Origin of the sequence: Pseudoxanthomonas mexicana (genome assembly GCF_010093385.1) — a bacterium.
In the GTDB taxonomy this organism is placed as follows: Bacteria; Pseudomonadota; Gammaproteobacteria; order Xanthomonadales; family Xanthomonadaceae; genus Pseudoxanthomonas_A; species Pseudoxanthomonas_A mexicana.
In genome coordinates this window covers 36,439-48,444 of the sequence record NZ_PDWV01000010.1, presented here as the reverse complement: position 1 = coordinate 48,444, position 12,006 = coordinate 36,439, and the positions used below count along the sequence as shown (strand labels likewise).

At 68.2% G+C, this 12,006-nt stretch carries 11 protein-coding genes and 1 pseudogene; 9 read left to right on the top strand and 3 right to left on the bottom strand.

Annotated elements, in window-relative coordinates:
- Positions 1-2: 2 nt before the first annotated feature.
- The 4 genes from mlaD to CSC76_RS05700 are packed head-to-tail and all read left to right on the top strand — an operon-like array spanning position 3 to position 2,541.
- Complete coding sequence (gene mlaD, locus CSC76_RS05715; RefSeq protein WP_162109081.1) at positions 3-542, top strand: outer membrane lipid asymmetry maintenance protein MlaD; 540 nt, start codon at positions 3-5, stop codon at positions 540-542.
- The gene (locus CSC76_RS05710; RefSeq protein ID WP_162109079.1) at positions 539-1,213 is read left to right on the top strand and encodes an MlaC/ttg2D family ABC transporter substrate-binding protein; all 675 of its coding nucleotides are present in this window, start codon (positions 539-541) and stop codon (positions 1,211-1,213) included. Before mlaD ends, CSC76_RS05710 begins: the two co-directional genes overlap by 4 nt.
- On the top strand, positions 1,197-1,499 hold the full coding sequence (locus CSC76_RS05705) for an STAS domain-containing protein (RefSeq protein ID WP_238394886.1): 303 nt from the start codon (positions 1,197-1,199) through the stop codon (positions 1,497-1,499). The genes CSC76_RS05710 and CSC76_RS05705 overlap by 17 nt, the downstream gene beginning before the upstream one ends.
- 28 nt (positions 1,500-1,527) lie before the next feature.
- Complete coding sequence (locus tag CSC76_RS05700; RefSeq protein ID WP_162109076.1) at positions 1,528-2,541, top strand: MlaA family lipoprotein; 1,014 nt, start codon at positions 1,528-1,530, stop codon at positions 2,539-2,541.
- A 70-nt stretch (positions 2,542-2,611) separates the two neighbouring features.
- Here the strand turns inward: CSC76_RS05700 and CSC76_RS05695 are convergent, their stop codons facing one another.
- The gene (locus CSC76_RS05695; RefSeq protein WP_162109074.1) at positions 2,612-3,958 is read right to left on the bottom strand and encodes a DNA recombination protein RmuC; all 1,347 of its coding nucleotides are present in this window, start codon (positions 3,956-3,958) and stop codon (positions 2,612-2,614) included.
- 163 nt (positions 3,959-4,121) lie between these two features.
- Between CSC76_RS05695 and CSC76_RS05690 the strand changes: the two genes are divergently transcribed.
- The 3 genes and pseudogenes from CSC76_RS05690 (at position 4,122) to fabV (ending at position 7,767) form a co-directional block, all read left to right on the top strand.
- On the top strand, positions 4,122-4,772 hold the full coding sequence (locus CSC76_RS05690) for a suppressor of fused domain protein (RefSeq protein WP_162109073.1): 651 nt from the start codon (positions 4,122-4,124) through the stop codon (positions 4,770-4,772).
- A gap of 171 nt (positions 4,773-4,943) precedes the next feature.
- Positions 4,944-6,379: pseudogene (locus tag CSC76_RS05685) on the top strand (amino acid permease).
- 170 nt (positions 6,380-6,549) lie between these two features.
- Complete coding sequence (fabV, locus tag CSC76_RS05680; protein ID WP_162109071.1) at positions 6,550-7,767, top strand: enoyl-ACP reductase FabV; 1,218 nt, start codon at positions 6,550-6,552, stop codon at positions 7,765-7,767.
- Positions 7,768-7,953: 186 nt separating this feature from the next.
- Here fabV and CSC76_RS05675 read toward each other — a convergent pair whose 3' ends face one another.
- Positions 7,954-8,634 (bottom strand): 3-keto-disaccharide hydrolase, encoded by a 681-nt coding sequence (locus CSC76_RS05675; protein WP_162109069.1) that lies wholly within the window; start codon positions 8,632-8,634, stop codon positions 7,954-7,956.
- A gap of 2 nt (positions 8,635-8,636) precedes the next feature.
- Entirely contained in the window at positions 8,637-9,806 is a 1,170-nt protein-coding gene (locus CSC76_RS05670) for a class I SAM-dependent rRNA methyltransferase (protein WP_162109068.1), read from the bottom strand.
- 242 nt (positions 9,807-10,048) lie between these two features.
- Between CSC76_RS05670 and CSC76_RS05665 the strand changes: the two genes are divergently transcribed.
- Together CSC76_RS05665 and CSC76_RS05660 are read left to right on the top strand one after the other, a co-directional pair.
- On the top strand, positions 10,049-11,008 hold the full coding sequence (locus CSC76_RS05665; protein ID WP_162109067.1) for a TerC family protein: 960 nt from the start codon (positions 10,049-10,051) through the stop codon (positions 11,006-11,008).
- A gap of 91 nt (positions 11,009-11,099) precedes the next feature.
- Positions 11,100-11,885: a rhomboid family intramembrane serine protease gene (locus CSC76_RS05660; protein WP_162109065.1), complete on the top strand. Its 786-nt coding sequence runs from the start codon at positions 11,100-11,102 to the stop codon at positions 11,883-11,885.
- Positions 11,886-12,006: the final 121 nt, after the last annotated feature.

The following is a 12,006-nucleotide window of genomic DNA, read 5'->3' as shown; positions in this document are numbered from 1 at the left end:
CCATGTCCATCCGTGGACCCCGACTCGAATTCGCCGTCGGCGCCTTCCTGCTGCTGGCCCTGGCCTCGCTGCTGGTGCTGGCACTGGCTTCCACCAACAAGCGTTTCGGCGTGGGCGGCGGCAGCTACGAGCTGACCGCGCGCTTCTCCAACCTGGGCCAGCTGCGAAAGCAGGCGCCGGTGAAGATCGGCGGCGTGGTGATCGGCCAGGTGGCCGACATTCAGCTGGATCAGGTCAAGTTCGACTCCATCGTCACCCTGTCCATCGACAGCCGCTACAAGGACCTGCCGGCCGATACCGCGGCGGGCATCTTCACCAGCGGCCTGCTGGGCGAGAACTACATCGGCCTGTCGCCTGGCGGCGATCCCGAGCCGCTGAAGGACGGCGACGAGATCGCTTTCACCCAGCCTGCGGTGGACCTGCTGCAGCTGGCCGGCAAGTACATGTTCAGCGGCGGCGCCAACAATGCCGGCGCAGGCTCCGGGGAAACCCCGGCCAGCGGCGAGACCGCGCCCCCCGTTACGGAAGAACCCACGCCATGAAGACCCTGACCAAGCATTCCCTTCTGTCCATCGCCCTGTCGGCGGCCCTGCTGGCGGCCGCGCCGGCCACCGTGTCCGCGCAGGGCGCCGTCCCGGCCGCCGCCGCGAAGGAGAACAGCGCCAGCCAGGTGGTACTGGGCAGCAGCACGCGCATCCTGGCCACGCTCGACCAGCGCCGCGCCGAGTTCAAGGCGAACCCGGCCGCGCTGCGCCAGTACGTCACCAGCGAGTTCAACACGCTGTTCGATGGCGACTATTCGGCCCGTCTGGTGCTGGGCGTGCATGGCCGTGGCGCCTCCGACGCCGACGTGAAGCTGTTCGGCCAGGCCCTGACCGAGCGCCTGCTGTCGGCCTACGGTGCGCGGCTGGCCGACTTCAACGCACGGCTGAAGGTGCGGGTGAAGTCCGAGTCGCCGTTGCCGGGCGGCAAGGGCGTGAAGGTCGAGACCGAGTTCGTGCAGCCCGACCAGACGGTCACCCCGATCACGTTCTATGCGCGCAACGTCGGGGGCCAGTGGAAGGTGTTCGACGTGCTGCCGGAAGGCGTGTCCTTCGTGCAGACCTTCAAGACCCAGTTCGACACCCCGCTGCGCCAGAAGTCCATCGCGCAGGTGGCCTCGGACCTGAAGTCCGGCAAGCTGCAGGTCAATGGCAGTGCCAGCGGCAAGTGACGCCCACATCAGGCGGGACGGCGACGCGCTGGTGTTCGCCGGCGCGCTGGACCGCGCCGCGGCCGCGGCGCTGTGGGTGCAGGCCGCGGCGCAGCTGGCAGGCGTGCAACGCTTCGTCCTGACCAACGTCACTACCGTCGCCAGCGCCGGACTGGCACTGTTGGCGGAACTGGCCGCGCGCGCGCGCGCCGCCGGCGCGGTACCCCGCGTCGAAGGCCAGCCCGCCGGCCTGGCCGATCTGCAGGCCGCGTACCGCCTCACGCCGGAGCTGGATTTCCCGGCGTAACCCCCACCCGCAGTTTCCAGGAATCAGGATGAATCTGTTCCGCCTCAGTACCGTGGTCCTGCTGGCCGCCCTGGCGAGCGCCTGCGCGTCGGCACCCAAGCCGTCGGCGGCCGCGCCGGCTGAGGCCACGGTGATCGACAGCACCGCCACGGCGGCGGCTCCGTTGCCCCCCGAGCCGCCGATCGACCCCGCCAGTATCGATGCACCCGCACCGATGGCGGACAACGCCACGGCGTCTGAAGGCGAGGACGATTTCGCCGCCATCTACGGCCAGAGCGCCACCTACGACCCGGTCGCCGATCCCACCCTGCCCGCGCCGGTGCAGGCGCCGGTCGCGTACGACCCGTGGGAGAAGTTCAATCGCCAGGTCCCCCGCTTCAACAACGCCGTCGACCGCACCGTCGCCCGCCCGCTCGCCCGTGCCTACGTGGCGGCGGTGCCGCGCCCGGTTCGGCTGGGCGTGGGCAACTTCTTCGACAACCTGCGCCAGCCGCTGACCATGGTGAACCAGCTGCTGCAGGGCCGCCCGCGCGATGCCACACAGACGTTCGGGCGCTTCGTGGTGAATTCCACGCTGGGCATCGGCGGCCTGTTCGACCCGGCCAGCGACCTGAAGATGAAGCGCCGCAGCGAGGATTTCGGGCAGACGCTGGGCACGTGGGGTTGGCGCCGTTCGCGCTACATCGAACTGCCATTCTTCGGCCCGCGCACGGTCCGCGATGTGCTGGGGATGGCCGGCGACATGCCGCTCAGTCCGGTGCGCCAGATCGAGGACGACAAGACCCGCATTTTCCTGCAGGGCCTGAACCTGGTGGACACGCGCGCGCAGCTGCTCTCGCTGGACAGCCTGCGCGAGGGCGCGGTGGACGACTACGCGCTGGTCCGCGACTCGTGGCTGCAGCGCCGCAACTACCAGATCGAAAGCCACCGCACCCCGCAGCAACCGTCCGAAGGCGAGTTGCCGGAGTACATGCAGGACGAGACCGACCCCACCGTGCCGGTCGACGCCATGCCGATGCCGGAGATCAATGGCGGCGGTTGAGGATTACTTCCCGGTCCGGACAGCGAAACGGCGCCCCAGGGCGCCGTTTCGTTTTTCTGCGGAAGCGAGCTCACTCCGCCTCGTCGCCGCCCAACAGCTTTGTGGGTTCGCCGCCGCTGGGCAGCGATTCGACCTCGCGCAGGCTGCGCTCGATGGCGCGCGTGCGCACGCCGGTCTGGTCGATCTGCTTGCTGGCCTGCTCGCGCTTGGTCTTCACCGAATCCATCACGTCGCCGAACTTGCCGAACTCGCGCTTGGCGTTCGCCAGGATGTTCCACACCTCCGCCGATCGCTTCTCGATCGCCACCGTGCGGAATCCGACCTGCAGGCTGGTCAGCAGCGCCAGCAGAGTGGTCGGCCCGGCAATGGTGATGCGCTGGTCGCGCTGGATCGCTTCGAACAACCCGGGCCGGCGGAGCACTTCGGCATACAGGCCCTCGGTCGGCAGGAACATGATCGCGAATTCGGTGGTGTGCGGCACTGCGATGTACTTGCGGATCTCCTGGGCCTGCTTGCGCACGGCGCGCTCCAATGCATCGCCCGCCTGCTTGACCGACTCGGCGTCCGCACGCTCCTGCGCGTCGAGCAGGCGTTCGTAGTCCTCACGCGGGAACTTGGCATCGATCGGCAGCCATACCACGGCATCGTTGGAGGAGCCGGGGAAGCGCACCGCAAACTCCACACGCTCGCCACTGCCCGGCACCGTGGCCACGTTGCCGGCGTACTGGTCGGGTGCGAACACCTGCTCCAGCAATCCCGCCAACTGCACTTCACCGAATACGCCCCGGCTCTTCACGTTGGTCAACACGCGCTGCAGGCCCCCGACATCGGCTGCCAGCTTGTTCATGTCGCCCAGGCCCTGGTGCACCTGCGCGAGCATGCGCGTGACGTTGCCGAAACTCTCGGTCAGGCGGGTTTCCAGCGTGGTGTGCAGCTTCTCGTCCACCGTCGCGCGCATCTGCTCCAGCTTCTGCGCGTTGTCGGCCTGCAGTTCCTTCAGGCGGCCTTCCAGCGTGGCGCGCATCTCGCCGATGCGCTGCTCGTTGCGCTGGGTGAGCTCGTTGAGGCGTTGGCCGAGCGCATCGGCGAAGCGCTGCTGCGATTCCGCGGATTCCAACCGGCCCTTGCGCGCGTCTTCGCTGAGCGTGTCGCGCAGCACGTCCAGGCGCTGGTCGGTGCGGGTGCTCAGGTCGGCCAGGCTGCGCGCGAAGCCGTCGATGCGGACTTCCTGCGCGCGCGACAGGCCCTCCAGCTGCTCACGCAGCTCGCTGCGCCCCTCGCGCTGTTCATCGCGCAGCGCGCGCTCCAGCAGGTCGCCGATCCGGGCTTCGGGGCGGCGCAGCACCAGCACCGCCAGCAGCACGACGGCGATGGCGACGAGAATCAACAGCAGGACGAGCAGGGTCTGGGAATCCATGCCGACAGTGTAGCCGCTGGCGTCTCAGCGCCTGAGCCGGGCGCAGCGCGAACCGCCTCGCACGGGAAGCGCGCGCCACGTCACGGGACGCGGATGCGCGGCTTGACCCCCGGGGGGCGGCAACGCACAGTCGCGGCGCACTGACCGCTTGGGGAAGGCCGGCATGCTGCAACGTCTCCGCACACTGATGGGCGCCGCGCCCGATCCCGCGCCTGCGCTGGCGGCCGCGCGCGACGCCGCCCTGCTGGCGGCATTGGGCGAACCCGAGCGCATCGACCGCGACGGCGACCGGCGCCATCGAGTGGACGTGCACGTGTACGCCCGCGATTTCGCCGCGGATCGCGCCTCGGGGCGGGACGAGGGCTGCGTCCTGGTCACCAGCGGCATGAGCGACCGGCTGATGGCGATGCCCGAGGGTTACGACGGCGACGAGTCCGCTGCGCGGGAGCTGCTGTGGTACGTGCGCGCACCGCATCCAGCCTTCATCGAACGGCTGCGCTGGCTGGCCAAGCTGCCGTTCGCCGAAGGCAGCTGGCTGGGCTACGGCCACTCCGTGCCGCTGCCGGACCCTCCGCTGGCGGGCTCGCCGTTCTCCACTTTCCTGCTGCTGCCGCCGGTCGTGGCGGCCGACCGCCACCTGTTCGACAACCTGCACCTGCATGGCCAGGGCGTGGAGCCACTGGCGGTGCACCTGGTATCCGATGCCGAATATGACCTGGTGCGTTCGGACGAGGGCCTGGACGTATTCCTCGACCTGCTGGACGTGCACCGCTACCCGCTGGTGTTCGACCCGGCGCGACCCTCGTATCTCTGAAGCACCCCGCGTCGTGCGACGTGGTGCACCGCCGATTGCCAGCCGCGCCGCGCGCGCATAGGCTGCTGGCGGCCCCCCGGGGCGGGGAGCGCCCGCGGGTCATGCCCCCTCACCTTTCCATGCCGACCTGTCGCCGGCATGCCGCCCCATTGACGCATTCGAGGAGTTCCCATGACCTGGCTACGGCGCAAATCCATCGACCGGATCACCCAGCATGAAGAAGGGCGCCGGCTGGTGCCCACGCTGAGCTGGCCGCACCTGGTCGCGCTGGGCATCGGCGCCATCGTGGGCACGGGCATCTACACGCTGATCGGCGTGGGCGCGGACAAGGCCGGTCCCGCCGTGCTGCTGTCCTTCGTCATCGCCGGCGTTGTCTGCGCCTGCGCAGCACTGGCCTATGCGGAACTTTCGACGATGATGCCGGCCGCCGGCAGCGCCTACACCTACAGCTACGGCGTGCTGGGCGAGTCCATCGCCTGGATCGTCGGTTGGAGCCTGATCCTGGAGTATTCACTGGTGGTCAGCACCGTGGCCGTGGGCTGGTCCGGCTACTTCGTCGGGTTCCTGCAATGGGTGCAGCAGAACTTCGGCTGGAACGTCCCCTGCCCGCCGCCCTTGCCGCAGGTCCGCACGCCGGCGGCGTCATCAATCTCCCGGCCATCGTCATCACGTTCATGGTCGCCGGTCTGCTGATGGCCGGCACGCGCGGGAGCGCCACGCTCAACGCGATCCTGGGGGTGTTCAAGCTGATCGCCCTGGCGGTGTTCATCGCCGTCGCGCTGCCGGCGTTCAATCCGGACAACCTGCAGCCGTTCATGCCGTTCGGCTTCCCGAAATCGCTGGATGCGGCCGGCGTCGAGCGCGGCGTGATGGCGGCCGCGGCGATCATCTTCTTCGCCTTCTACGGCTTCGACGCGATCTCCACCGCGGCGGAGGAGACCAAGAACCCCGGCCGCGACCTGTCGATCGGCTTCATCGGCTCGATGATCGGCTGCACGCTGATCTACCTGCTGGTGGCGCTGGCCGCGGTGGGCGCGATGAGCTACACGGTGTTCGGCAAGAGCGCCGAACCGCTGGCGCTGATCATGCGCGAACTGGGCCACGGCACCGCCGCGCTGGTGATCGGCATCGTGGCGATCATCGCCCTGCCCACCGTGCTGCTGGCGTTCTTCTACGGACAAAGCCGCATCTTCTTCGTGATGTCGCGCGACGGCCTGCTGCCGCGCGGCCTTTCGAAGGTCAACGCGCGCACCGGCCCCCCGGTGGCCATCACCGTGTTCACCGCCATCCTGGTGGCGGCGCTGGCCGGCGTGGCGCGGCTGGACGAGATTGCCGCCCTGGCGAATGCGGGCACGCTGGCCGCCTTCGTCGCGGTCGGCGTCTGCCTGCTGGTGCTGCGCAGCCGCGAACCGGAGCGCCCGCGCGTGTTCCGCACGCCGCTGGCATGGATCGTCGGCCCCGTCGCCATCCTCGGCTGTCTGTACCTGTTCTGGAGCCTGCCGCAGAGGACGCAGCTGTGGTTCCTGGTGTGGAACGCTGTCGGCTTCGTCGTCTACCTGGCCTACAGCCGGCGCAACAGCGTGCTGGCGAAAGGCGGCGATGCGTGATGGCAGCTCGGCATGCATGACGACAAGGCGGGCTTCGGCCCGCCTTTTCTTTGTCCACGCGCCGGCCATGGCGCCATCCCATACGCCGGCGTGTGCATGCACAGCGCTTCATTCCCGGCGCCTGCGGCACTAAGATGCCGCGCAGGCACACCATCCCCCGGGTTACGACGTTGATCATCCATCCCAAAGTCCGCGGCTTCATCTGCACCACCACCCATCCGCTCGGCTGCGAGCTCAACGTGCGTGACCAGATCGCCGCCACGCGCGCGCAGGGCGTGCGCAACGACGGACCGAAGAAGGTGCTGGTGATCGGTGCATCCAGCGGCTACGGCCTGGCGGCGCGGATCAGCGCGGCGTTCGGTTTCGGCGCGGACACGCTGGGCGTGTTCTTCGAGAAGCCCGGCAGCGAGAAGAAGGCCGGCACCGCGGGCTGGTACAACTCGGCCGCGTTCGACAAGTTCGCGAAGGAAGCCGGCCTGTACAGCAAGTCGATCAACGGCGATGCGTTCTCCGACGAGGCGCGCGCCAAGGTGATCGAGCTGATCAAGACGGAAATGGGCGGCCAGGTGGACCTGGTGGTCTATTCGCTGGCCTCGCCGGTACGCAAGCTGCCCACCACGGGCGAAGTGAAGCGCTCGGCGCTGAAGCCGATCGGCGCGCCGTACACCTCCACCGCGATCGACACCAACAAGGACGCCATCGTCCAGGCCACCATCGAGCCGGCGACCGAGCAGGAGATCGAAGACACCGTCACCGTGATGGGCGGGCAGGACTGGGAGCTGTGGATCGATGCGCTGGACCAGGCCGGCGTGCTGGCCGACGGTGCGCGCACGGTGGCGTTCAGCTACATCGGCACCGACATCACCTGGCCGATCTACTGGCACGGCGCGCTGGGGCGCGCCAAGGTGGACCTGGACCAGACCGCGCAGCGCCTGGACGCGCGCCTGCAGAAGACAGGCGGCACCGCGAATGTGGCGGTGCTGAAATCGGTGGTGACGCAGGCCAGTTCGGCCATCCCGGTGATGCCGCTGTACATCAGCATCGTGTTCAAGGTGATGAAGGAACTGGGCCTGCATGAAGGCACCATCGAGCAGCTGGACCGCCTGTTCCGCGACCGCATGTACCGCACCGACGGCGCTCCGGCCGCGACCGACGACGAGAACCGCCTGCGCCTGGACGATTGGGAGCTGAAGCCCGAGGTACAGACGCAGGCCAAGGCGCTGTGGCCGCAGGTGACCAGCGAGAACCTCTTCCAGCTGACCGACTACGCGAACTACAAGCACGAGTTCCTGAAACTGTTCGGCTTCGAGCGCGACGACGTGGACTACGACGCCGACGTGAACCCGGACGTGCAGTTCGACTGCATCGAGCTGTCGCCGGAGGGCTGATCGCCGCGCATGGCGCATGAAGAGGCGGGCTTCAGCCCGCCTTTTTTTGTTCTTTCTGTAGGAGCGACGTCAGTCGCGACCGGACGGCCGGACAGCAGCGGCACCATCAACAAGCGCAGATTCGCCGGGATGCATCATCCGGCGCCATCGACATCTGTCAGCGCGCGGTCGCGACTGACGTCGCTCCTACAGTGAAGCCGGCTTGCAATCCTTCCGCAGCGCGCGGATCCGCATGCCACGCAGGTACACGGCGTTGCCATGGTCCTGCAGCGCGAGATGGCCGCGGCGCGCCGTCGCGAAGTCCGCCTGCCCGGCGAACTTGCTGGCGGCGACGCGACGTTTCCAGTCATCGCTGTCGAGGTCGTAGGTCGCCACGCGCACGCCATTGAGCCAGTGCTCCGCGTGCGGTCCGCAGGCGACGATGCGCGCGTGGTTATATGCATCGATGGGACGAAGCGCGTCCTGTCCCGGCGCGATCAGGTCGTACACCGCACCGGCGCGATGGCTCGGCACGATGCGGTCTTCGGCTTCGCGGTCGTCCAGCAGCTGGTACTCGGCCGCACGTGCCCACACGGGCGAGGCATCGACGGCGCGATAGAACACACCGCTGTTGCCGCCCGCAGGCAGGCGCCATTCGAATTCGAGTTCGAAGTCGTCATAAGCAGCGACACTGATGATGTCGCCACCCCCCGCAGCCGTCAGCGCGAGTTCGCCATCGCTGGCCTGCCAGCGCGGATCCAGTGCGGACTCACCGACGCTGCGCCACTGCGCGACATCGGCCAGCGACTGCCACGGTACGGCCGGTGTGGACGCGCAGCCGGCTGCCAGTGCGGCGAGCAGGATCGGAACGATCCGCGCACCGTGCATGCTCAGTCGACCACCCGGCAGAACACCGCTTTCAGGTAGCGCGATTCCTGCACGTGCGCCATGAAGGGATGGTCGGGGCCGGCGCCGGCGACCTTCAGGATCTGGATCGTGCGGCCTGAGAAATACGCGGCGCGGCGCAGCATGTCGAGGAACTGCTCCTCGCTGACCAGGCCGGTGCACGAGAACGTCGCGAACAGGCCGCCGGGCTTCACCACGCCGAGCGCCAGCTTGTTCATGTCCAGGTACTTCTTCAGCGCGGCGATCACCTGCTCGCGGTCGCGCGTCATCTTGGCCGGGTCCAGGATCACCACGTCGTACTGTTCGCCGCGGTTCGCCGCGTCGCGCAGGTACGGGAAGATGTCGGCCTGCACGAACTTGGGCCGCACGTTGTTGAGCCGGGCGTTGCCCTTGGCGATCTGGATGACGTCCTGGTCGATGTCCACGCCGACGACCTCACTGGCGCCGCGAGCCGCCGCGTACACCGCGAAGCCGCCGGTGTTGCAGCACAAGTCCAGCACGGTCTTGCCGTCCACCTGGCGGCTGAGCCATTCGCGGTTCTCGCGCTGGTCGGCGAAGAAGCCGGTCTTGTGCGCGCCGGCGGGATCGGCGCGGAACTTCACGCCGTACTCGGTGATGACGGCCGCTTCGGTGGTGGTGTTGCCGTGGAAGTCGAAGCTCTCCTGCTTCTGCACGTGTTCGTCGGCGAAGCTGTGGAAGCGGCAGCCGGGGAACTGATCGCGCAGGGCCTCGTAGATCCATTCGCGGTGGCGGAACATGCCGGCGGCGAAGAACTCCACCACGATCAGGTCGCCGTAACGGTCCACCACCAGGCCGGACAGCCCGTCGCCCTCGCTGTGCACCACGCGCCAGGCATCGCTGACGGCATCCAGCTTCAGTACGTCCCGGCGCAGGGAGACCGCATCGGCGATCTTGCGCGAGAACCAGCCGGCATCCACCGGAATGTCGGGGTGGGTTTCGAGGATGCGCACGGCGATGCGCGAATGGCCGTTGTAGAAGCCGCGGCCGATCCACTCCCCGTCCACGCCGACCACCTCGACGAGGGTGCCGGACTTGGGCTTGGCGGCGGGCTTCTCGACCAGCTTCTGGAAGATCCACGGGTGGCTGGAACGCCAGGCGTTCTTCAGGCGTACGGTCGGGTTGGGCGTATTCATGAACGGCATTTTACCTGCCCCGTTGACCTGGCCGGGCGCCATCCGGACAATCCGCGCCAGAAGGGGAGTAGCTCCCAACGTGTCGGCCGTCATTTCGAGCAGCGATGCTCCGGTCCCACGGCAGCCCACCGGGCTGTGAGCGAGACCTTCGCCGCGATGGCGAAGGCACCCCCGGATCCCCCGTTTCCCGGTTCCGAGTTGTCCGCGCCTGCGGCCGTCCTCCACTTTTTTCGGGAATCTCGATGGAAACGATTGGCAACCCCTGGTTGTGGGCCGGCTTCGGCGGCCTGGTGGTGATCGCGCTGCTGGTCGACCTGGTGCTGATGCGCCACGGCGGCGCGCACAAGGTGACGTTCAAGGAAGCGGCCTGGTGGAGCCTGGGCTGGATCGCCCTGGCGATGATCTTCAACGGCGCCCTGTGGTGGTATGTCGGCCAGACCTCGGGTGCGGCCGAAGCCAACCGCGTGGGCCTGGAATTCCTGACCGGCTACCTGGTCGAGAAGGCGCTGGCGGTCGACAACATCTTCGTGTTCCTGATGCTGTTCACCTACTTCGCCGTACCCGAAGAGCAGCGCCAGCGCGTGCTGGTGATTGGCATCCTGGGCGCCATCGTCCTGCGCGCGATCCTGATCTTCGTGGGCGCCGCGCTGCTGGCCAAGTTCCACTGGCTGCTGTACCTGTTCGGTGCGTTCCTGCTGCTGACCGGCATCAAGATGTGGTTCGCCGCCGGCAAGGAGCCCGACCTGGACAAGAATCCGGTGCTGCGCTGGATCACCGGCCACCTGCCGTTGATCAACCGCTATTACGGGGCGGCGCTGTGGCTGGGCCGCGGCAAGCGCCGTCGTTACACGCCGCTGTTCGTGGTGCTGGTGATGATCGCGGTGACCGACGTGATCTTCGCCGTGGACAGCATCCCGGCGATCTTCGCCATCACCTCGGACCCGTTCATCGTGCTGACCTCTAACGTGTTCGCGGTGCTGGGCCTGCGCGCCATGTTCTTCCTGCTGGCCGGCATGGCGGACCGCTTCCACCTGCTGCCCTACGGCCTGGCCGTGGTGCTGGCCTTCATCGGCAGCAAGATGCTGCTGGTGGATGTGTACAAGATCCCGGTGCTGTGGTCGCTGGGCACGGTGGCGATGATCCTGGCCGTGACCGTGGCGCTGAGCCTGGCGCGGCCGCAGAAGGCCGACACGGCGGCCTGACGGCGATCCCGGCAGACCATCCCGTGCGCGGGATGGTCTGTCCAGGGTGGGCGGGCCTTGCATTCGTCTGCCCCGTCGCCAGAACTGGACCATGGACCTGCATCCCGACGATCCGGCCTTCGATCCGGAAACCCAACGACTCCACGACCGCCGCCGCCTGTTCCGCGCCCTCAATCTGAGCCTGGCCTTCGTGCTGCTGCTGGCGATGGTGTATTCGGCGCAGGGCAGCTTCGACGTGCGGCCCTTCACCATCGCGCCGCTGTCGGCGGACGGCCTGCTCGGCATCCTCACCGCACCGCTGCTGCACGGCTCGCTGGAGCACATCGCCGCCAACGCGTCGGCACTGCTGATCCTCGGCACGCTGGCCGGTGCGGTCTATCCGCGGGCCACGCTGTGGGCGATCCCACTGGTGTGGCTGGGGGCCGGGCTGGGGCCGTGGCTGCTGGCCGATCCCGGCACGCATACGCTGGGTGCCAGCGGCCTGACCCACGGGCTGATGTTCATGGTCTTCATGCTGGGCCTGCTGCGTCGCGACCGCGCCGCGATCGCCGCCGGCATGATCGCGTTCCTGTTCTACGGCGGCATGGTGCTGACCGTGCTGCCGCGCGAGGCCGGCGTGTCGTGGCAGGCGCACATGGGCGGCGCAGTGGCGGGCCTGGTCGCCGCGTTCCTGTTCCGGCGCCTGGACCCCGAACTGCCGAAGAAGAAATACAGCTGGGAGATCGAGGAAGAGGAAGCCGCCGCGCGTGGCGACGACGAGCTCGAACTGCCGGCTCCCCGCGAGGTGCCGCTGCTGTGGGTGCGCCCGGAGCATCCGGAAGAGGAGCCGCGTGGGGTGGTGCTGCGTTTCCCGCCCCGGGAGCCGCCGACGTCCTGACGCTGCCTATGGGAGCGATGTGAGTCGCGATCCCAAGCTGCGTTGTCGACGGCAGAAAAGAAAAAGGCAGACCGTTCCGGTCTGCCTTTCCTTCTTCCGGACAAGGATTCGGCGTCCTTTC